The 23,142-nt window shown below is 52.3% G+C and carries 14 protein-coding genes; all 14 read right to left on the bottom strand.

Annotated features, from left to right (window positions below; translation table 11 throughout):
* Nucleotide 1 precedes the first annotated feature (1 nt).
* Nucleotides 2-2,350 carry a PSD1 and planctomycete cytochrome C domain-containing protein gene (locus EHT87_RS11200; protein WP_124906714.1) on the bottom strand — a complete coding sequence of 783 codons (2,349 nt, stop codon included), beginning with the start codon at nt 2,348-2,350 and terminating at the stop codon, nt 2-4.
* A gap of 120 nt (nt 2,351-2,470) precedes the next feature.
* Nucleotides 2,471-4,009: a RagB/SusD family nutrient uptake outer membrane protein gene (locus tag EHT87_RS11195; protein ID WP_124906713.1), complete on the bottom strand. Its 1,539-nt coding sequence runs from the start codon at nt 4,007-4,009 to the stop codon at nt 2,471-2,473.
* Nucleotides 4,010-4,029: 20 nt separating this feature from the next.
* Nucleotides 4,030-7,419 carry a TonB-dependent receptor gene (locus EHT87_RS11190; protein ID WP_229320995.1) on the bottom strand — a complete coding sequence of 1,130 codons (3,390 nt, stop codon included), beginning with the start codon at nt 7,417-7,419 and terminating at the stop codon, nt 4,030-4,032.
* Between the two features lie 259 nt (nt 7,420-7,678).
* A complete protein-coding gene (locus EHT87_RS11185) occupies nt 7,679-8,815 on the bottom strand; it encodes a FecR family protein (protein ID WP_124906711.1) in 1,137 nt (378 codons plus the stop codon).
* A 109-nt stretch (nt 8,816-8,924) separates the two neighbouring features.
* Complete coding sequence (locus EHT87_RS11180) at nt 8,925-9,533, bottom strand: RNA polymerase sigma factor (protein WP_124906710.1); 609 nt, start codon at nt 9,531-9,533, stop codon at nt 8,925-8,927.
* Between the two features lie 76 nt (nt 9,534-9,609).
* Entirely contained in the window at nt 9,610-11,781 is a 2,172-nt protein-coding gene (locus tag EHT87_RS11175) for a c-type cytochrome domain-containing protein (RefSeq protein ID WP_124906709.1), read from the bottom strand.
* A gap of 38 nt (nt 11,782-11,819) precedes the next feature.
* Complete coding sequence (locus EHT87_RS11170) at nt 11,820-13,274, bottom strand: DUF1501 domain-containing protein (protein ID WP_124906708.1); 1,455 nt, start codon at nt 13,272-13,274, stop codon at nt 11,820-11,822.
* Between the two features lie 76 nt (nt 13,275-13,350).
* Nucleotides 13,351-15,675 carry a PSD1 and planctomycete cytochrome C domain-containing protein gene (locus tag EHT87_RS11165; protein ID WP_124906707.1) on the bottom strand — a complete coding sequence of 775 codons (2,325 nt, stop codon included), beginning with the start codon at nt 15,673-15,675 and terminating at the stop codon, nt 13,351-13,353.
* 140 nt (nt 15,676-15,815) lie between these two features.
* On the bottom strand, nt 15,816-16,763 hold the full coding sequence (locus tag EHT87_RS11160) for a sugar ABC transporter substrate-binding protein (protein ID WP_124906706.1): 948 nt from the start codon (nt 16,761-16,763) through the stop codon (nt 15,816-15,818).
* Nucleotides 16,764-16,806: 43 nt separating this feature from the next.
* The gene (locus EHT87_RS11155) at nt 16,807-17,733 is read right to left on the bottom strand and encodes an ABC transporter permease (RefSeq protein WP_374756027.1); all 927 of its coding nucleotides are present in this window, start codon (nt 17,731-17,733) and stop codon (nt 16,807-16,809) included.
* A gap of 80 nt (nt 17,734-17,813) precedes the next feature.
* Nucleotides 17,814-19,304, bottom strand: a complete 1,491-nt coding sequence (locus EHT87_RS11150; RefSeq protein ID WP_124906704.1) for a sugar ABC transporter ATP-binding protein — start codon at nt 19,302-19,304, stop codon at nt 17,814-17,816.
* A 172-nt stretch (nt 19,305-19,476) separates the two neighbouring features.
* Nucleotides 19,477-20,640: a Gfo/Idh/MocA family protein gene (locus tag EHT87_RS11145; RefSeq protein ID WP_124906703.1), complete on the bottom strand. Its 1,164-nt coding sequence runs from the start codon at nt 20,638-20,640 to the stop codon at nt 19,477-19,479.
* 110 nt (nt 20,641-20,750) lie between these two features.
* A complete protein-coding gene (locus tag EHT87_RS11140; RefSeq protein ID WP_124906702.1) occupies nt 20,751-21,782 on the bottom strand; it encodes a sugar phosphate isomerase/epimerase family protein in 1,032 nt (343 codons plus the stop codon).
* Nucleotides 21,783-21,899: 117 nt separating this feature from the next.
* Nucleotides 21,900-23,123 carry a class I mannose-6-phosphate isomerase gene (locus EHT87_RS11135; RefSeq protein ID WP_124906701.1) on the bottom strand — a complete coding sequence of 408 codons (1,224 nt, stop codon included), beginning with the start codon at nt 23,121-23,123 and terminating at the stop codon, nt 21,900-21,902.
* Between the last annotated feature and the right edge of the window lie 19 nt (nt 23,124-23,142).

Genomic DNA, 23,142 nt, shown 5'->3' with positions numbered 1-23,142 from the left:
GTCAGGATTTAGTAATGGATTCTTCCAGGTTGTAAATCATCGATATAACGCGCATCAGAGCCGCCAGCCGCTTTTTGTCGATCTTTTCGGGAACCGGATAGTCGCCGACGGCCAGCACTTTTTCAAGGTCCTTCGTTTTCATCGTTTGCATTTCCTCACCGAAATAAGTGATGAGTACACTTTGTTCCTGCGGAGTCGGTTTTCGATTCACAATCAGCCGGAATGCTTTGCCGATTTTGGTTTCTATGCCACTGTTTTCCCGCAACAGCCGGGCCGCCAGCACGCGGGAGGCTTCCAGCACCGTCGGATCGTTCATCATCACCAGAGCCTGCAAAGGCGTATTGGTTTTGCTCCGGCCTACTTCACACTGGTCGCGGTTGCTGGCATCGAAGATGGCCAACGAGGGGGGCGGAACGGTTCGCTTGATGAACGTGTACATGCCCCGCCGGTATAAAGCCGGGCCGTGATCCTGGTTGTAGGTAGACAACATGCCGTCGCCCCCGGCGGTGGCGCTTTCCCACAAACCGGGCGGCTGATACGGTTTTACACTGGGGCCGCCGATGGTGCGGTTCAGCAGACCGCTGCTCGCCAGCACCAGGTCTTTCACCAGTTCGGCCGGAATATGATAGCGTGGTGCCCGGGCCAGCAACACATTCTCCGGGTCCGCCCGCAGCTTTTCGGGCGTAACGACAATCGACTGGCGGTAGGTGGCCGATGTGACAATCTGCCTGACCAGCCGTTTGATGTTCCAGCCTTGCTGCATAAAGTCGACGGCCAGCCAGTCCAGCAGTTCCGGATGGGTGGGAAGCTCGCCCTGCATCCCGAAGTCACCGGCGGTTTTGACGATGCCCCGCCCGAAGAATTCCTGCCAGATTCGATTGACATAGACGCGGGCCGTCAGCGGATTTTTCCGGTCCACTAACCATTGGGCCAGCCCAAGCCGGTTTTTCGGATAAGCGGCATTGAAGGGCAGAATGGAAGCGGGTGTGCCGGGCTGCACTTCGTCGCCATAGGCATCGAAAACGCCCCGTTTCAGAATGTAGGTCTTGCGAAGCGTGTCCAGATCGCCCATCACGGAAACAATCAGGCGGCTGGTGTCCGGTTTGTTGATGAATTTTAACAGGCTCTTTACATCGTCGTTGCTAATTTCCATCAGCGGTTTTTTCGCATACGACTCCGGTTTGCCGACATCGGGGTCGATGGGCGTGTATTTGGAGCGCATTTCATCGACGTTGTTGAAAAAGGCGAAGAGCTGGTAATATTCTTTCTGCGAGAAAGGATCATACTTGTGGTCGTGGCAATGCGCACATTCCAGCGTGATCCCCAGCAGCCCTTTGCCGAAGGTGTCGTTGCGGTCGGTCACATAAGTAACCCGGTATTCTTCTTCGTCTACGGCACCTTCTTCGGTAATTTTATGGTTGCGGTTAAAACCGGTGGCCAGGAGTTGCTCCTTGCCGGAAGCGCCACCGGGAGGCACGGGCAGCAGGTCGCCCGCCAGTTGCCAGGTGATAAACCGGTCGTAAGGCATGTTCTGGTTGAAGGCATGAATGACCCAATCGCGCCAGGGCCACTGCGTTCGGAAATTATCCATCTGATAGCCGTAAGAGTCGGCATACCGGGCCAGATCCAGCCAGTGCAGCGCCATTTTTTCGCCATAGGCCGGACTTTTCAGCAACTGATCGACTACTTTTTCGTACGCATCCGGGCGGGTATCCGTCAGAAACCGATCCATCATCGACAAGTCGGGGGGCAATCCGGTCAGGTCCAGACTGACCCGCTTGAGCAGGCGTTCCCGGTCGGATTCTTCGTTGGGCGACAATCCTTTCTGCTCCTGTTTGTGGAGAATAAAATAATCGATCTCATTCCGCGGCCACGCCTTCTGATCGATGGGCGGCAGGGCGGCTTTTCGGGGAGCCACAAAGGCCCAGTGTTTTTCGTACTTGGCGCCCTGTTTGATCCACTTTTCAATCAGGTTGATTTCGCGGGCAGAGAGCTTCAGGTTGGATGAGGGTGGCGGCATCAGCAGCGACGTATCCGGCGTGATTATTCGTCGGAAAGCTTCCGATAATTCGGGTTTCCCGGCCACCAGGGCGTGGGCTTTCGGATTTTCCTGCAAGGCTTTAAACGCACTTTCGGCGATATCGAGCCGAAGTCCGGCTTCCCGTTTGTTGGCATCCGGGCCGTGACAAGCCAGGCATTTATCCGAAAGAATAGGCCGAATGTCAAAATTATAGCTGACCGTTTCCGGTAATTTCTCCCCGTCCGACCGGCTCGTTGAACCCGTCGTACAGGCCTGGAAAGCCCCTGTACTACCGGCAACGATGAACAGCAAATACGAAAGCCTTCTCATTTTAAATCAAAACTGGATAAAGGACTTGGTTTCATTGAAAGGACCTGTGTTAGAAAGGCGGCCGAGGTTAAGCGACTCATTCCTAACACAGGCACGTGATTCTTTACCGTAAATGACGCGTTAATACCCCGGATTTTGTTGCAGCTTTCCGATTAATATTTCGCGGTTCGGGATTGGAAAAAGCAAACGGTTCGGAGTAACATTGTAACTGGTGCTCGGCAGATACGATTCACCGGCATGAAACGCTTTGATGTATTCGCCGTTTTTGTTCATGACTTCAATGGCTTTACCGGTTCGGACCAAATCCAGCCACCGTTTGTTCTCGAAGGCAAACTCAACGCGCCGTTCGTGGGCGATCAGGTCCCGCAGAGCCGCCTGGCTGGTTTGCGTCGACGGGGCCAGACCCGCCCGAACCCGGACCGGGTTCAAATAGGTCAGAGCCTCGGCACCTTTATTTTGTTCATTGAGGGCTTCGGCCAGCCCCAGGAGCACATCGGAATAGCGATAAACCGGGAAGTTATCGTCGGTATTCTGCTCCAGGCTATGGGCGTGCAGGTACTTCTTGATGAAGGGATACGCCCTTTTACCAGTGGGTTTGACGTAACCAACCGGGCTTTTTATAGCTTCAATGGCCATGTCGCCCACCACGCCGGTTCCTTCTGCAATGGCAATCGACGCGTCCAGCCGCTTGTCGCCAGGTTCGTAGGTGCCAATCATCTCGAACGTCGGGACGTTCCAGCCGCCCCCCTGACGGTTTTGCGAGGTGATGCTGGTAATTTTGCTGACATCCGAAGCCAGGGGCAGAAAAGGATACAGAAAATTACTGTTTTGCCCCTGATTCCCCTGTTGATACTGGATCTCGAAGAGCGACTCTTTGCTGTTTTTATTCGATAAGCTGAAAACCGAGGCATAGTCGGGCAGGAGGGCAAAACCCATCGGGATAATCCCTTTCAATTCGGTTTCGGCCAGGGCAAAATTCTTCTGCGTCAGATACACATCGGCCAGCAGCATTTTAGCCGCAGCCTGGGTGGCACGTCCCGTCTGCGGAAATACCGGCACCGGCAGTTTGGCAATGGCGTCTTTCAGATCGTCGACAATGACTTTATACACCTCGTCGACGGACGAACGCGGAAGATAGGCATCGCTGGCTCCCGATACGGCTTTCAGGTACAGCGGAACACCGCCAAAATACCGCACCAGATCAAAATAAAACAGCGCCCGTAAAAACCTGGCCTGACCCGCCAGCCGGTCGGCTACCGGTTGGCTGAGTCCCGATTTGGGCAGGTAGTCGATGATGCTGTTGGTGCGGGCAATGCCGACGTAACACTGGTTGTACTTGTCGGCGACCAGCGTACTGGTGACATCATCCAGAAAGAAATCGGTGTATTCCCGTTCAATGTAGGCCGGGCCGCGGTTGGTGTTGTTGAACTCAAGGTGCGTGTTGTCAGAACGCATCTCGCCCATGCTCCAGGCGGCAATCGAGCCCTTGGCATCCCGGACAGCCGTATAAGCCCCCACCATAGCCTGTTCGAACTGGACTTCGGTCTGGTAAAAATTACCGGATGTGACGGAGCTTTCGGGCACTCTTTCCAGAAACTCTTCGGAACAACCCGTCAGGAGCAAGGTCGTTAAAAACGATAGATACAGAAGTTTTTTCATGTCTTTGGTTTCCGATACGGTTAAAAATTTAAATTCAGGCCCAGCGCAAACGTCCGGGGAACCGGATACGGGCTGATGTCGACCCCTTCGCTAAGGCCGCTTAACCCGTTGAAACTGGCTTCCGGATTGGCCCCTTTGTATTTGGTCAAAACCAGTGCCTGCTGCACACTCAAAAAGATCCGTGATTTGGTGATGTAGCGCGATACTTTCGGCAAGGTGTAGCCCAGCGTAATGTTTTTTACGGTCAGATACGATGCATCCAGCGCCAGCCGGTCCTGCACGTTGCGCGGAAATTCGGTGGTGCCCGACAGCGACCGTCCGACAATACCGGCACCCGGGTTTTCGGGCGACCGCCAGCGGTCTTTCATGTAGGTTTCGACATTGAAAATTCCTTCCAGGGTTTCGGTCCATTCGGCCAGCGCATAGTACATTCTTCCGCCATAGGCTCCTGAAATCACGATATTCAGATCCAGATTTTTGTAGGCAAACGTATTATTGATGCCATAGACAAACTTCGGATTGGGGTTGCCGATGTACGTTTTATCCAGGGTGTTGATAACCCCGTCGCCGTTGATGTCTTTCATGCGCATGGTGCCCACCTTGGACGTGCTGTGTTTGGGCTGCGAATCGAACTCCTCCTGCGTTTTGTAAATACCGTCGAATACGTAGCCGTAAAACTGCCCGATCGGATGGCCTACTTCCGTTTTCCAGATCGTACTGGAGTAATTTCCAATGCCGCCGATGGGCGTGTCGTTCGTCCCCAGTTTGATGACTTTATTTCGGTTGAAAGAAATGTTAAAGTCGGTGCTCCATTTCAGCGTACCCACCAGATTCCGGGACGTTGCGCCCAATTCATACCCCCAGAAATGGAATTCGCCAATGTTGTCCTGGATGTTGGAAAAACCGGTACCCGTCGGAATGTCGACCTGATACAGCATATTCTTGGTTCGTTTGTTGTAATAATCCGCCGTCAGGGAGATCCGGTCGTTCAGAAATCCCACATCCAGACCGATGTCCATTCCCGTGGTCGTTTCCCAGGTCAGGCTGGTGTTTCCGATCGAGTTGGGACTTCTACCCTGAACGAGGGCGTTTCCGAACACGTAGTTGGTGGAGAGAATGTTGCCAAACTGGCTGTAATTACCGATGTTAAAATTGCCGGCGTCTCCATATTCGGCCCGTAATTTCAGATAGCTCAGGCTGCGCCATTTCTGAGCAAAATTTTCGTCCGAAATAATCCAGCCCGCCGATAGCGACGGGAAAGAACCCCAGCGGTTTGCGGAACCAAACCGCGACGAACCATCCCGGCGAATGGAAGCCGCCAGCAGGTATTTTCCTTTGTAGTTGTAGTTTAACCGGCTAAACATCGAGAGCAACGACCATTCGGTTGAGTTGCTGGCCCCGCTTTTGATGGCGGCCGCGTCGATCCAGGTAACGGCGTCGTCCGGGAAACTGGTACCGGTGAGCCGGTTGGTTTCCTGCCGAAACTGCTGCGCCGAATAACCGGCCAGGACTTCGACATGGTGGTCGGTCGCGAAGGTTTTACTGAAATTAAGCGTGTTCTCGGTCAGCCACGAAGTATACTCATTGGTTTCGTACGATCCGGTGGCCAGTTTGGGCGGGGGCGCAAAAATACCGCCGGCCGTAGAGGGGTTGAAAATCCGCTGTTTTCGGCTTTCCAGATCCAGGGAAAGGGAGCTTTTAAACCGGAAATTTTTCAGGAAGTCAATCTCGGCGTAAGCATTGCTCAAAATCCGGGTTGAGTTGGTTCGGTTGGTGGTTTCCAGGAGCGTTTTTTTCCAGTTCGGAAACGTAAAAAGCCCCGGTCCGGTAAAGCTTAATTTGTCGGACCCATCGGGATTTTTGTCATCGGGCGAAAAGATGGGGGGCGTAATGATGGCCGAATAGAGCGTGCTGTAAAAACCGTCGGTTTCCTGATTCAGACTTCGCTGATACGTTGGGGCCACATTGATTCCCACCCGGGCAAAGTCGTTGATCTTGTATTGGTTGTTGGACCGCAGGGAAAACCGCTCGTAATTGGTGTTCAATACCACCCCTTTCTCTTTGTAATACCCGATGGTTGTGGCCGAACTGAAATTGTTTTTGTTGGATAAAATCGAAAGGTTGTAGCTGTTCTGCCCCCCCGTCTGCAAAAGTTCGTTATACCAGTCCGTACTTTTTCCGGTGTACGCTTCCGGGTTTTGATACAGCGCCGGGACACCGCCCGTATAGCCTTCATACTTGATTTTATCCTCAAAAATTTCTTTCCGATCCTGCAAAAACTCTTTCGCATTCATGAGTTTAGCCCGGCCCCGCTGCGGAACCTGGGCAATGCCGTAGGTAGCGCTGAACTGGATGACGGTCCGGCCTTCTTTCGCCTGTTTGGTTGTGATCAGAATGACCCCGTTGGCGGCTCGTGATCCGTATAAAGCGGCCGCTGAAGCCCCTTTCAGGACGGAAAAATTTTCAATTTCATTGGGGTTGATGTTATTGATACCCCCCACGATCGGAAACCCGTCGACCACATACAGGGGCGTATTCCCGGCATTGATGGAAGCCGCCCCGCGAATCCGGATGGACATTCCGCTGCCGGGCGTTCCCGAAGCCTGATTGATCTGAACACCGGCGACGCGTCCCTGCAGCTTCTGAGCCAGCTGACCCACCGGCTGATCTTCCAGCTGAGCCGCTGGCAGCGACGCAATGGAACCGGTTACTTCCCGTTGTTTCTGCGTGCCGTAGCCCACCACCACAATTTCTTCCAGCGCATGGTCTTCCGGAGCCAGCGTAATAGATAGGGTGCTCTGATTGCCCACCGCCACTTCCTGGCTTTTGTAGCCTACGAAGCTAAAAACGAGGACGGTATTGTCTTCGGTCTCCAGCTGAAAATCCCCCTCGCCGTTCGTGATCGTCCCCCGCTGTGTTCCTTTCAAAACCACAGTGACGCCGGGTAATCCTTTCGCGGTTTCATCCAGCACTTTTCCGGAAACCGTACGCTTGGGAGCCGTTACTCCCACCGGCGGGGCGGCTACCGGCGCAACCTCCTCGCGTCTGATAATGATCACTTTTCCGGTCAGTTCATACTGCAATCCCAACGGGTTCAGGATGTACTCGAGCACTTGCTGAAGCGGTTTGTTTTCGGCAGAAAGGGTGATTTTTCGGCTGGATTGAATCAGTTTCGAGCTGAATACAAACCGGACATCCACCTGACGCTCCACCTGACTGAGCACCTTTTTGATTTCCGTTTCCTGCGCTTTAATGGTAATTTTCTGATTCAGCAGCGATTGGGCTATACCGTCGTTGGCGTAGCCTAATCCGGTGAAACAAAAAGCAAACAGGGCTTGAAGTATGGTTAGACCCAGCGTTCGAAATACGATTCGACCAGCGAACGGTTGACACTGTACGGTTTTTTTCATAAAAGTTAAGGGTTTAGGAGTTGGATTGGGCCATAGTTTTCCCGGCTCCCTTTTTTCAGGGAGTACCATGACAAGCCGTTTTGGGAGAGGAGTTGGCATTTAACCGGGCCGAAAGGAATCAGCCCGGCCTCTTTTCAGATTCAGGTTTTTAGGGTTGTCATACCGTCCATGTGTTTAAGGGTTTAGGTTATTATGAGAAAAAATGAAATTCTGCCCATTTACCGGTCTATTGAACATAAACCCGTTTAACCAGTACTCGTCAATTCGTTTTACAACCCTTGCTGTGAATAATAATTTGCCCGTCCACCAGTTCATAACTGGCTTCTACCGCTTTACAAATGATGGTCAACTGGTTATATAATGGCATACTGTCGAGGGAAGCCGTTAGTGGACAATCCATCATCAGGTCTTTATCATAAATAATGGCAACACCGTATGCTTTTTCGAGGGTAGCAAAAACCTCGCTGACGGGTTTATCTTCAAAATGAAAAGAGGGTGGCACGGCCGCTGTAAGCAAGGCGGGCTTTTCCACCAGCGTCTTTCGCATCCGCACTTCGTCGGTTTCATACACGATTTTCTGATTGGGCGACAGCACGACGCCTTCCAGTTCGCGGGTGATGGATTTCTGTCTGGCTTTGGGGTCGGCCTGCGCAAAAACCGAAACCCGTCCGCTCGTCACTTCCACAATTACTTCCCGCGAACTTTCGTAGGCTTTTATAGTGAAGCTGGTACCTAAAACTTTGGCAACCAATCCATTGGCGTACACGAAAAAAGGATGCGCTGGGTCTTTGGTTACGTCAAAAAAGGCTTCTCCGGTCAGATAAACTTCCCGTTTGGCGGTTAAGAAATTCTTGGCGCAGGAAATCCGACTTGCGGGAGCGAGCGTAACCGCACTGCCATCGGCCAGGTGGACGAGCAGGGGGCGCGAAGTGGTATTCGCAATTTCGGTCCAAGACGCTTTCTGATTTTTGGTAATCGCCAGGGCGGTATCAAACAGCGTCGGTAACGGGTTGGAACGGTAATAGGCATGCGTCAACCAGGCTGCCAGCAGCAGCAGACTCAGGGATGCCGCGACTTGAAACCAGTTCCTTTGATAAACCGGTAAGGGGCGCCGGATACGCTCAGGGAAGGAATGTGCGGTCGGCTGGTTGATTTTTGAAACCGTCGATTTGACAACTTCATCAATTTCGTCTGTTGACAGCGGGGCTTCTTTTACCTGCAGCGAGAGCACGATGACCCGGGCTTCCTGAATCCGGTCCAGGAAATCCGGGTTTTCCTGAAGCCATTGATTCCAGAAAAGATCCGTCTGGCGGGTGGGCGTGAGCACCCACTGGCGGAAAAATGGATTCCAAACAAAATCACCGGTTTTATAACTCCTGTACTGGTTCTGGTTCATACCTGCGCTGTGCATCCCTACCTTACGATAGACAAAATCACGGTCGGCATACCAAAACAATTGGAGTTATTTTGAAAAAAATATAAAAGTACTCATTACGTCGGCCTAATTAGCTGTAAAAATGAACCAGCAAGAGCGTCAATAATTCAACTTTCCAGTAAACCTTCAGTTGCCTGATGGCGATTTGAAGCAGATTGGAGACCGTTTGGGGAGAAATGTCCATCACCTCAGAAATCTGGTTCCGGTCCATTTCCTGAAAGAATTTCAGATAAATAACTTCTTTCTGCCGTTTGGGGAGTTCATCCAGTAGCTTCTTAAAACGTTGGGTGGTCACCCGGATGCTTTCCTGTTCTATATACTCTTCTTCAACCGAAAATTCAATCTCAAAGACGCCCTGTTCATCCGTGGAAACCGCGTCCGGCAACCCGGTTTTGGGGTGTCCGCTGCGGTTCATCAGCCGTCGGAGCGATGCCATCAGGTAGGGCTTCACCGCAACCTCCGCATTGAGGTTGCCCCGTCGTTCCCAAAGGATCAGAAAAAGATCCTGAATACAGTCCTTGACAAACTCCCGATCTTTTGAAAATTTGCTGCCATAGTGAAACAGAACCTGAAAATGCGACGACATCAGGGACTCGAAAGCCAGGGTATCGCCTGAAAGAAACTGCTTCCATAAAACCAGTTCCGCAGGTCGATTAAACGGGTGTTTCTGCTGATTCATGTGCCATTTCATTACCCGTTACCATGCGGTTCTGAACACTGGAAAGCTACGGGCGTCCGCTACGCATGAACTTGTTTTAATTGATAAACATCTCATCCACCAGCACCAGCCCCGGTTTGCCCTTGCCGCCGTGCCACTCCGGCAGCGTACACGGTTTGGCCACTATTTTGAGATAGGTGACAGTTTGGGGTTTGAAGGTACAGGTCACATTTTTCAATTCGTGGGTTTCGCCCTTGACCGGCATTTTGGGCTTGACCGTCGAGAGGAGTTTCAGTTTGTCGCGGCTGTCGCCCCCCCAGATTTCGACGGAGCCCGGCGGGAAAATACCGGTGGCTTCTTCCACCATGATGCGCAGGGCGACGGACGAAACCGTAACCGGCTTCTTGTATTCGGCCATCAGCACCATGTCGTTGTTGCGGACGCCCGTCCAGTTGTTGGCCCAGGCCGGGCTGTTGGCGTTGAAGGTTCCGAGCTTGTGGTCAAAAAGCGATTTGGCGCCCTCCGCCTGGTGAACCCGGTTTAGCGGGAGCAACAACGCAACACTATCCGGTTTGTAGGTGCTCTTGTAAAAATCGAAGGTCGCCAGACTGCTGCCAAACCAGCCGTCCTTAAAGGCCCTGGCCTTGATGGTCGTCATGTCGGTCAGAATGGTCTGGTTGTTGAAAACCGGCGAATGGATGCTGTCGGGCTCGGTGCCGTCGGTCGTAAAACGAATCTGAACCCCTTTGATCGGGTGGTTTAACTGGAGAGCCACCGGTTTATCAAAAATCATCGAGCTATTTTTAACCTGCGGAGGATTCAGGGTAATCGGGTCTTTGCCGTCGTCTTTAAATCCGGCAATAAACGCAATGTTTTTGTTCGCTTTCTGCAACTGCTGAATCTCTGGAATGGTCAGTTTCGTTTCCCACAGCGAGACGGTTTTCAGGCTTTTAAAGTCGCCGATCTGCTTCTGTAGGTCAGCATACGTCACTTTCGTTCCGGATAACGTCAGGCTGTTTAAATGCTTTAAACCAGCCAGTTCTTTCAATCCCTGTCCGGAAATGTCGGTAAAATTCAGATCGAGTTTTTGCAGGTTTTCAAACTGGGCAACCGTTTTTAAATCCGCATCTTTGACCGGCATTTTATTCAGGTTCAGGGAAACCACCTGTTGCTTGATCTCACTTAATTCCTGCAATTTCTCCACGGAATAAATGCTGCGGTTATACAGATTGACCGCCAGCGCCGGCGATTCCTTGGCTAAATAGGCCACGGTGCGGTAGTCATTGTTCAATTTTTTGACCGTTTCCTCGTCAGCCGCGTCGAAATCATACACTTCCTCCGTTTGTTCAGCGGGTTTGAACAACACGGCTGCGATGCGCCGTAGGGAATCCGTAGGCGGTAAATCGACGACCTTTTTCTTGAAATCCGGCTTGCTTTTCACCCAAAGCGCCAGCAGGGTAATTTCGTCGCTGGTCAATTGTGTTTTGCCCGTCGGGGGCATGTGTTTTTTCTCTTCGGCGGGCAAATGAATTCGCTGCAGCAACAGACTCTGGTCGGGCAGGCCAGCTTTGAATAATTTACCGGATTTGCCGCCTTTCAGAATGGCATCGACATCGGCCAGATTCAGTTCACCTTTCAGTTTGTCGGGATTATGGCAGCTGATGCATTTTTGCTGAAAGATGGGCTGAATGACATGGTCGTACACCAGCGCCTGATCGAGCGCTACGGGTTCCGCATTCGTGTTTGTAATCGGCCCCGTGATGAAGTTGTCGCCGTGCGTTAAAACCGCCCCGTAGTGCCCCGCGCCAATCAGGAAGAAAACCGCCAGAATGGCACCGGATTTGGCTACGGTCGCCTGATACCAGGCTTGATTCCGGCTCCAGTAGATCAGGCAGGAAAGGTAAAAAAGGCTGACTCCTGACCATTTGTGCCACTGCAACATATCGCCGGAATAACCTTCTTCTTTGGATAGAAAGAGGCCCATGACGACGGTAACAGCGGCTGACAAAACCCCAACCAGCAACAGATTGGACAGAAAGCCCCGGTAAAATTCGTTCGTGGCATACGAACTGTTGAACCGAAACATTTCCATCGCCATCGCCAGCAGCAGGATGACAATGGGGAAATGGAGAAAAAGCGGGTGCATCCGTCCAACGGGCTGCATCCAGGTCGGCACCACGATTTTACTCTCGAAAAGTAGCAGGAACAGAATAAAAATGGCAGAAGCAAATAACGCCTGCTCGGCCAGACTTTTGACCTTTTTAGTCATCACAAAATGAATCCAGTGGGTTTAGGAACGGATGCGTATTATGCCAGGATATCGCGGACTACTTTTCCGGAAACGTCCGTCAAGCGGTACCGGCGACCCAGGTGTTTAAAGATTAACTTTTCGTGATTCAGGCCCAGCTGGTGCAGAACCGTGGCCTGAAAATCGTGGACGTGAACCGGATTCTGAGCGATGTTATAGCCCAGCTCATCGGTTTCGCCGTAGACCATACCGGGTTTGATACCGCCCCCGGCCATCCAGATCGTGAAGCAGCGCGGGTGGTGATCACGGCCGTAGTTGTCGGCCGTCAGCTTGCCCTGCGTGTAGCTGGTCCGGCCAAATTCGCCACCCCAGATCACCAGCGTTTCGTCCAGCAAACCGCGTTGTTTGAGGTCGGTCACCAAAGCCGCCGACGCCTGATCCACATCCTTGGCTTGTCTGGCAATTTCGAACGGCAGGTTGCCGTGCTGATCCCAGCCCTGGTGGTACAATTGCACAAACCGGACGCCGTTTTCGGACAATTTCCGGGCCAGCAGACAGTTGGCCGCAAACGTTCCCGGCACCAGGCAATCCGGGCCGTAGAGCTTGATGATGTCGTCCGGTTCCTTCGACAGATCCATCACTTCGGGGACCGCCGTCTGCATCCGGTACGCCATTTCGTATTGTTTTACCTTGGCTGTAATTTCGGGATCGCCAAATTCCTGGTACGCCAGATCGTTGAGTTCCGCCAGATTGTCCAGCATATCCCGGCGCGCGTGCCGGTCCATGCCTTCCGGATCGCGCAGGTACAATACCGGATCTTCACCCTTGCTGAACTGCACGCCCTGGTGGATGGAATCCAGAAAACCGTTCGACCACAATTTGGAATAAACGCCCTGCCCGTTACCAATGCCGCGTGACAGCAATACCGTAAAATTCGGCAGGTTTTTATTCTCGTTGCCCAGTCCGTAGCTCAGCCACGAACCCATGCTCGGCCGGTTGCCCTGCTGCGAGCCGGTTTGCAGAAACGTGAGCGCCGGATCGTGGTTGATGGCTTCGGTATACATCGATTTGATGATGCAGAGATCGTCCACGATCTTGGCGGTATGCGGAAACAGATCGCTCACCCACGCCCGCGACTGGCCGTATTGTTTAAAATCGACGAACGACCCCACCAGCGGGAAAGATGCCTGATTGGCGGTCATACCGGTCAGGCGTTGCGTACCGCGTACGGAAGGCGGTATTTCCTGGCCCAGTAATTCGCGTAATTTGGGTTTGTAATCGAACAGTTCCTGCTGCGAAGGCGCCCCGTTCTGAAACAGGTAAATGACGCGTTTCGCTTTGGGGGCAAAGTGCGGAATGCCGGGCGTCAAACCTTCTTCATCGGCGTTGTTTTTGCCAAAAAGATCCGGGATCATCAGCGACCCTAAAGCCGCACTTCCGAGTCCTAAACTGAGCCGGGATAAAAACCGACGCCGATTAAAATTAAAGCCGTGTTCTAAGATTTCTTTTTCCATTTCAGTACCCACGGACTAAAGTCCGTGATTTTAGTTTCTATCTGACAACGCTCACGGACTAAAGTCCGTGGGTACGTTAGGTCTTGGTAATGGTCTCTTCCAGGTTATAAATCGTCGAAACGACCCGCATCATCGCGGCCAGTTTCATCTTGTCTACGTTGTCGGGAATCGGATATTCGCCAACGGCCAGGGCTTTCTCGGCGACCGGTTTTTTGATCTCTTTCAGCTGTTTTTCGTAATAGGCCGTCAGCATATCGATCTCTTTTTCTTTCGGTTTCCGACCCACGATCATGCGGAACGCCTTGCCGATTTTGTCTTTGGAAGCACTATTTTCCAGCAACAGCTTGGCGGCCAAAACGCGGGAGGCTTCCAGCACCGTCGGGTCGTTCATCATCACCAAAGCCTGCAAAGGCGTGTTGGTTTTCAGGCGTTTCACTTCGCACAAATCCCGGTTGCTGGCGTCGAAAATAGCCATCGACGGCGGTGGAACGGTTCGCTTGATGAGCGTATACATGCCCCGGCGGTACAGGCTCGGCCCGTGATCCTGGTTGTAGGTCGAAAGCAGGCCACGGCCCGAGGTCGCGCCTTCCCACAAACCGGGGGGCTGATACGGTTTCACACTGGGACCGCCAATCTTTTTATTCAGCAAACCGCTGCTCGACAAAACCAGGTCTTTGATAAACTCGGCCGGAATGCGATACCGGGGGCCGCGTGCCAGCAGAATGTTGTCCGGATCGGTTTTTAATTTTTCCGGCGTTACCACTGCCGACTGGCGGTAGGTGGCCGACGTCACCATCTGTTTCACCAGCCGTTTGATGTCCCAGTTGTGCTGCATAAAATCAACCGCCAGCCAGTCGAGCAGTTCCGGATGCGACGGCAAGTCGCCCTGCATCCCAAAGTCGCCGGACGTTTTAACGATGCCTTTGCCGAAGAATTCCTGCCACAGCAGATTGACGTACACCCGGGCCGTCAACGGATTCTTTTTATCGAACAACCATTTGGCTAAACCCAGGCGGTTTTTGGGGTAACTCTTGTCGAAAGGAAGGATGGCGCTGGGCGTTCCGGGTTCCACTTCGTCGCCCGGCGCATCGTAAACACCGCGTTTGAGAATGTAGGTTTTCCGAAGCGTATCCGGTTCCAGATCGCCCATGACCGACACAATCAACCGATTGGTATCCGGTTTATTGACAAACGTTAAAATACTTTTTACGTCCTCGTCGCTGATTTCCATCAACGGTTTTTTAGCGTAGGTTTCGGGTCCGCCAATTACCGATTCGAGGCCCACTTCTTTCACGTTGTTGAAAAAAGCGAAGAGCTGATAATATTCTTTATGCGAGAACGGATCGTATTTATGATCGTGGCAATGGGCGCATTCCATCGTAACGCCCAACAAACCTTTTCCGAATAAATCGGTCCGGTCGGTGACGTACATAATCCGGTATTCTTCCTGGATTACCCCGCCTTCTTCCGTGATTTTATGGTTCCGGTTAAAACCCGTTGCCAGCAGTTGCTCCTTCGTGGAATTGGGGAGTAAGTCACCCGCCAACTGCCAGGTTACAAAATCGTTGTAATGCAGGTTTTTATTGAAGGCGTTGATCACCCAGTCGCGCCAGGGCCATTGCGTCCGGTAGCCGTCGTCCTGATAGCCATGCGAATCGGCGTAGCGGGCCAGATCGAGCCAGTGCAGCGCCATTTTTTCGCCGTAAGCCGGATTTTTCAACAACTGATCGACGGCTTTTTCGTAAGCATTCGGACTGTTGTCGGCCATAAACTGGTCCATCATCTGCAAGGTTGGCGGCAAACCGGTCAAATCCAGACTCAGGCGTTTCAGCTGCCGCTCTTTGTCGGCCTCTTCATTGGGCGACAATCCTTTCTGCTCCTGTTTATGGAGGATGAAATAATCGATCTCGTTTTTGGGCCAGTCTTTCTTTTCAACTTCCGGAATGGCCGCTTTTTTAGGCGCAACAAAAGCCCAGTGCTTCTCGTATTTAGCACCTTGCTTAATCCACTTTTCAATCAGGTTGATTTCCCGGGTGGAGAGTTTGAGATTGGACGTGGGCGGAGGCATCAGCAGCGACGTATCCTGCGTGGTGATGCGCAGAAAAGCCGCCGATAATTCGGGCTTTCCGGCTACCAGGGCGTGGGCCGAAGGATTTTCGGCCAAAGCTTTAAACGCACTTTCAGCCACGTCGAGCCGCAATCCGGCTTCCCGTTTGTTGGCATCCGGCCCGTGGCAGGCCAGGCATTTATCGGAGAGAATGGGTCGAATATCGAAATTATAACTGACCACATCCGGCAATTTCTCGTCCTCAACCCGGTTGCCCGAATCCGTGTGGCAGGCCTGAATGATACACAGGAACCCCGCAACCACACCGATTAAATAAGAAGACCGCTTTAGCATACGAAAAGAAGATTTATCAAGTAAAAAGTCAACGTTTAGGGAATGTCAGGAGCGGTGGGGCACGAAGGCTATTTAGAAACAACAGGCAATTTCGTCAAATAGTGCCCCAAAAGCTTATAGGATTTAATTAGATAGTGATACTATTTCATAAATTTAGCCAAATTGTCTTTCGTAACCAATTGAAATGGAATGAGCGTTTCTTTCTCATACGTCTGTCCTTTGGCAATTTTTAGGGCGGTTTCGATGGCCTGCGCACCCTGCTGTTCGGCGTTCTGAAAAACCGTGGCGTCGAGGGTTCCTTTCTTGACAGCCTGCAACGCATCCGGAATGGCATCGATGCTGACTACCACCACGTTATCCTTCAAGCCAGCGTCGGTCAATGCCTTGACGGCGCCCATTCCCATTTCGTCATTCTGGGCAAAAACCGCGTTAATGGTATTTCCGTACGATTGAATCCAGTTTTCCATCAGCGACATGGCTTTCGCCCGGTCCCATTCGCCGGTCTGGTGGGCGATCAGTTTCAGATTCGGATACTGTTTCAGAATTTCCCGCGCCCCCTGTTCCCGTTTGATCTGGGCGGCCTGTCCCATATACCCGTGCATCATCACCACGTTGCCTTTGCCCTTCAGTTTTTCGGCAATAAACTTCATCGCAATACGCCCGGATTCTACATCATCAGAACCGATAAAAGCCGACGGTTTTGCCGTGGTTTCGGAGTTGACGTTGATGATCGGAATATTGGCCGCCAGTGCCTTCGTGACGGCGGGTGAACTGGCTTCCACCTCGCAGGGATTCATGATAATGACATCGACTTTCTGGGCGATAAAGCTCTCCACCTGCTCAATCTGTTTCAGAGCCGAACGCTCGGCATCGACGGTGATCAATTCAATATCCGATTCCCTGGCTTTTTTCTCGATTTCGTCACTGACGTTGACAATAAACTCGTTCTGCATGCTGAGCATCGTGACGCCCACTACTAGCTTTTTGCCACCACTTTCTCCGCTTTTTTCGCTCGATGTGGATTGGTTACAACCGGTAAACAGAACCGTGGTAAGAATGAGTAAATGGATGAAATTGATGCGTTTCATTTTAAGTTTGTAAACCCCTGTATGCCCTTTAAGAGAGGTGTTTTTAGTTTTTATGTTGATTTAGACTATCCAGAACCACCGCGCCGATGATGATAATGCCCATGACAACCTGCTGGTAATACGACGTAACATTCATCAGATCCAGCCCGTTGCTGATGACGCCGATCAATAAAGCGCCAATCAAAGTACCGGTCATGGTTCCGGTTCCGCCCGAGGTGCTGGTTCCGCCAATGATGGCCGCGGCAATGGCGTCGAGCTCAAAACCCACCCCGGCGTTCGGCTGGCCGGTCGTGATGCGCGACGTCAGCAAGATTCCGGCTAAAGCTGCCAGTCCACCACACAGCGTGTAGACCACCATTTTGACTTTATTCAATTGAATACCAGATGCTTTGGCCGCTTGTTCATTGCCGCCCACCGCGTACATATAGCGGCCCAGGACGGTTTTTTTGAGAACAACCGAGCAGAGTATAAAGAATACCAGCAGGATGATAATCGGGGTTGGAATGCCCACGATCTGCCCGCCACCGATGAAATTGAAGGAATCGGATAAATTCGATACCGGGCGGCCTTTACTCAGAATCAGGGCCAGACCCCGGCCAATCGTCATGGTTCCCAAGGTGACAATAAAGGGCGGAACTTTACTTTTGGTAATGACCAAACCGTTGAAAGCACCGAGGAGCAAACCGGCAGCTAAACCCGTCAGGATCGGTACAAGTACCGGATAGGTATCGGGATGGGCGAATGAGGCCGCAACGACACTGGTTACGGCGACCGTCGAACCAATGGAAAGATCGATGCCGCCCGTGATAATCACGAAAGTAACGCCGAAAGCCAGCAACGCATTGATCGAGACCTGCGTCACCACAATCGTCAGGTTGGAAACCGTCAGAAACTTGGGTGTGACCACCGAAAGCACAACGCATATCAGGAGAAACGCGACAAAAATTCCGTATTTGCCGATGCCCCTCATGCGCGTTTTATACGCTTCGACAGTCGGGTTGCGATCGGTTTGAACAGGGTTTTCCATTGGGGTTTGCAAGCGTAATATGTTTAATGTACCGCGTACCGCATGATCGTTTCCTGGGTGGCTTCTTCCCGGGTCAGCAGGGCGGTTTGTTGCCCTTTTGATAACACCAGAATCCGGTCACTCATGCCCAGTATTTCGGGCAATTCGGAGGAGATCATGATGACGGCGATACCTTGGGCAACCAGTTGATTAATGAGTTTATAAATTTCAAATTTGGCTCCTACATCGATTCCCCGCGTCGGTTCGTCGAGAATCACGAGGTCGGGGGACGCCAGCAACACCTTTCCGATCACGACTTTTTGCTGATTACCACCGCTCAAAAATGTCACTTTCTGGTCCGGTCCGGCGGTTTTGATCCGTAAATCCGTCATCATTTTAGTCGCCGTTGCCGTTTCGCTTTTGTCCTGAATAAACAGCCCTTTGGTGTGGTTCGGCAGACTGGCTAAGGTTATGTTGTGTTTCACCGACATCCCGGGAATAAACCCCAATCCTTTTCGATCCTCGCTAACATAACCAATTCCGGAACGAATGGCATCCTGTGGAGTCTTGATAATAAGTTGTTTTCCCTTCAAATAAATTTCTCCGCTGTCGATGGGGTCCAGACCAAAGATAGCACGGGCGATTTCGGTGCGGCCAGCGCCCATTAAACCGGCAATGCCCAGCACCTCGCCGGCGTGGACATCAAACGTGATATTGGAAAATTTACCGGCGCGGCTCAGGTTTTTAACCGACAGAACGTGGTCGCCTTTCTGCGTAACCGGCTCCGGGAACATGTTGTCGATTTCCCGCCCCACCATCAGTTTGATCAGCGAAGGAGTGTTGAGTTCGGCGGCCGGTTTGGTGTCGATGTATTTGCCATCCCGCAAGACCGTAATGGTATCAGAGATTTCAAATATTTCGTCCATTTTGTGGGAAATGTAAATGATCGCGACGCCCTTTTTCTTCAGGTTTTTGATGATGCCGAAGAGCGTGGCCACTTCTTTTTCGGACAGCGCGGAGGTCGGCTCATCCATGATAATCACCTTGGCGTCGTTGGAAATGGCTTTGGCAATTTCTACCATCTGCATTTCGGCCACGCTCAGGGACTTCATTTGGGCACCGGGCGGTATCGTTACGCCCATCTGCTCCAGCAGGATAGCAGCTTGCTGATTCAGGCTTTTTTCATCAATCCAGCCAAAAAGTCCCCGCTTCGACTCCCGGCCCAGAAAGATATTTTGCGCGACCGTCAATTCCGGGACGATCAGGATTTCCTGGTGAATCATCGAGATTCCTTTCTTCAGAACCTCGTTGACATTGCTGGCTTTTAGCTCGCTTCCTTCAAAGATAATTTCTCCCGAATCGGGCGTATGAAGGCCGATCAGAATCTTCATGAAGGTGGATTTTCCGGCCCCATTTTCGCCCATTAGCGCATGGACTTCCCCTTTTCGCACCTTCAGCCGAACCTGATCCAGCGCCTTGACGCCCGAAAAGGTCTTGGTCAGTCCGTGAACGGTAAGGATATAGTCAGGGTTCATAACGAACAGCCCACGGTTTAAATCGTGGGAATGAGGGATAAATAATGGCTAAATCAAAACCGTTTTAACGGTTTTCCGGGATGATTCGGAAACCGTTAAAACGGTTTGGTTTGTACGGTATGATTCGGTGACTGGTCCCCCGGTTAAAACCGGGGGCTGTTATAAATACGTGTTATTTCTCCGTCCATTCGACACCCGTATCCTGCCAGCTTCTCGATTTGGCGGAATTGATGACGGCTTCGCAAACTTTCTGGGTTTCCAGTGCGTCTTTGAACGTGGGCGAACAGGGCTCGCCGGTTTCCAGACTCTTCAGGAAATCAGCCACCTGATGCACAAATCCGTGTTCGTAGCCAATGCCCAGACCCGGCACCCACCACTTGTCCATATACGGTTGATCGCCGTCCGTCACGTGAATCGAACGCCAGCCACGGACAATGGATTCATCGGAATGGTCGAAGTATTCCAGGCGGTTCAGATCGTGCAGATCCCACCGAATCGACGCGTGTTCGCCGTTGATTTCGAGCGTATACAGCGCTTTGTGACCGCGGGCATACCGGGTCGATTCAAAAAGACCCAGGGAGCCGTTTTCAAAGTGGCAATGGAAAATACAGGCGTCGTCGATCCCGACCGGTTGCACTTTGCCCGTCAGGGTGTGCATGCGTTCTTTCACAAACGTTTCCGTTACCGCCGACACGTCCGTAATGCCGCCGTTGATCCACATGGCGGTATCGATGCAGTGCGCCAGCAAATCGCCCGTTACCCCCGAACCGGCGGCTTCCAGGTCCATACGCCAGGTGCCGGTGCCACCCTGAGGGACGTCGGCGTTGATGGTCCAGTCCTGCAAGAAGTTGGCGCGGTAATGGAAAATCCGCCCCAGTTTTCCGGAAGCGACAATTTGCTTCGCCAGTGAAACCGCCGGCAGACGGCGGTAGTTATACCAAACCGTGTTGGCAACCCCGGCTTTGTCGACGGCGTCCACCATTTGTTCCCCTTCGGCCAGGCTGCGGGCGAGCGGTTTTTCGCAGAGAATCATTTTCCCCTCAGCTGCCGCGGCAATGGCGATTTCGGCGTGCGTATCGTTGGGTGTACAGATGTCCACCGCGTCGATATCATCGCGGGCAACCAGGGCTTTCCAGTCCGTTTCGATGGATTCGTAGCCCCACTGATCGGCGAAGGCCTGCACTTTTTCGGCGTTGCGTGAACAAACCGCCTTCAATACCGGCGTGTATTCCAGTTCTGGAAAAAAATTGGGTACGCGATTATAACCATTGGAGTGCGTCCGGCCCATAAAACCGGTTCCGATCAATCCAATGCGGAGTTCTTTTTTCGTTGCCATTCGTTCAGTTTATGGTTTTAGAGTTTGTCGTTTACGGTTTTCAGTTTACGGTTGGCTGACGCAAGCTTGAACAGAATGCGTCAGCCAACCGTAAACTGAAAACCGTAAACCTATTCTGACCAGCCGTGCTGATTGCGGACTTTGATTAAAGCGGCCAGGATGTCGTTCCAGGTCTGTTGTTTATACATGACCTCGTTGGGAAACATACAACCGTCCCAGCAGATGTGTTTGAAGGCTTTCGTGACTTCGCCCTTTTCGTCGCGCATCCAGTACCCCGCATCGTGGGCAATATCGAGTTTACCATTCGGGTCGGTGGCCAGACAGTGGCGACCGGTTTTGTCGTGCGAGCCGGTTCCGTGAACGGTGCCGTCATTCTGGGCCACGTGGAAGTCGATGGTCCAGGGGCGCAGCGCGTTGGTCAGCGTTTTCAGGCCTTCTTCCAGCGTCGCCCGGTCGCTCCATTCAAAGTCGGCGGGCAAAATCCGGTCCTGCGGACTGTTGTAGCCTAAGAGATACAAAAACGTGTGTGACATGTCGGCCTGAAAGCCCATGTTCGGCCGGTCAACGGCTTCGAGCGTGTCGAGCATCGCCCGCCAGCTGTGCATACCGCCCCAGCAGATTTCACCCTCAGCCGCCAGTTTTTCGCCGTATTCGGCGGCTACGTCGCAGGCTTCGCGGAAGGTGTCGGCAATAATTTTAGTATTGCCGGCCGGATCGGCCGCCCAGGTTTCGGGCGAGCTGGCGGAGTCGATCCGAATCACGCCGTAGGGACGAATGCCGATTTCTTTCAGGTATTGACCGTATTGACAGGCTTTGCGGACCATATCGATAAACACGGCGCGATCTTCTTTGCTGCCTAATACGGGGCCGCCCCAGATGGGCGCCACCAGCGAACCGATCACCAGACCGTGCGCGGCCACTTTATCGGCTAATTTTTTGGCCCCTTCTTTCGGGTCATTGATGTCGATGCTGGGATCGAAAAGTCCAACGTCGACACCGTCAAACTTGATGCCGTCAACTTCCGCAGCTGCGGTCAGTTCCAGCATCGTATCGATCGGAATAAGGGGTTCAGAGTCGGGGCCTTTTCCGACAACACCAGGCCAGGTGGCGTTGTGGAGTTTAGGATAATTATTCGTGCTCATGAAGGGATATGGTTTAAGGTTTTTATGCGGTTTTCGGTATGCAGTTTACGGTTGGCTGACGCAAGCTTGAACAGAATGCGTCAGCCAACCGTAAACTGTATACCAAAAACCGTAAACTTATAAAACTAAATCAGGATTCGCCGGGCCGAAGTGCTTCAGCATAACGATGGGGTCGGTGGTCGACGGGTTGACAATCGTCACGCCTTCCAGAGCGGCTTTTTCACTGATGAAAAATTCGTCGTTCGTCAATTGGCCGTAGCGAATCAAGGCGGGGGTTTCGATGTCCCAGACGCCCATTTTGCCGTGGCCCTGCATCACGATAATACCGTAAGCGGCACTGTCTTTAATGGTTACGGTTTTACCGGGCAAGATGGTTAGTTCCTTGGCACTGAACGCGTCGGATTTGTAACAAACCCAGTTTTCAATGTATCCTTCGGCTTCCATTTCGGCTACTTCTTTCACCGGTTTGGGTGCCATAAACCGGTTGGCCATCGTCTGCGGATCGACGTTCAGATCCCAGTCGATGGCTTCCATTAGCTGGTCATAGTCGCCAATGCGGTCTTTCGGGGTGCCGTTCCAGAGCAATTCTTCCGGAATAATGGCTTCGTTCACCAGCGATTGGTACATCGCGAAAACGTCGGATGCTTTCTGCGGTTCGTAGGTGCACAAGCTACCCGGTGCGTGGAGCAGCCCGGGAGGAACATCCCAGCCGGTGCCGGGTTCGAGCCGGTAGGCCATCGAGTAATTCGTGATCTTGTTATCGCCTTTGGTGAAGTTCTGGAGGCATTCTTTAATCTGCTCCTTGCTGGTGCCGGGCGCAATACCGATGAAGGTATAGGGAAAATCACCGCCGTGGTTGTTCAGTTGCGGAGGAAAATAATAAGCCTCCGGTTTGCCCAACTGACCGATTAGCGCGGCCTGTTCGTCGTTGTGGTGGAGGTGGTGGGGGAGAGGCCCCATGTTATCGAAAAACTTGGAATACATCGGCCAGGCACCATATTCATTCCACAGCCGGTCTCCAATCAATTCACCTTTCAGTTCTTCAATGGCATCTTTCAATAAAAATTGCGCTTCGCTGGTGCCATCCGAATAGACCACGGCGCTTAATCCTTCGTTTTCGCCGGTCAGGGGGCCATTTTTGGCCGGAGTGGTCGAAGATAACCAGCGTTCGTCGATGCCACCGCGTTCACCGCCGAGCACGTAATAATCATCGGGATGTAACTTGATTCGACGTCCGGGTACACAGAAGGAGCGGGGCACCCAGGTCGGAGCCAGCCGTAAAATTCCTTTTCCCTGTTCTAATGCTTTTTGAGCTACACTTACTTTTTCGGTTGTTTCCATGAAAGGATCACTTTTAATC

The sequence above is a fragment of the Larkinella knui genome (assembly GCF_003858645.1).
Taxonomy (GTDB): Bacteria; Bacteroidota; Bacteroidia; order Cytophagales; family Spirosomataceae; genus Larkinella; species Larkinella knui.
The sequence above is the reverse complement of the archived record's forward strand: the minus strand, read 5'-3'. Positions and strand labels throughout refer to the sequence as shown.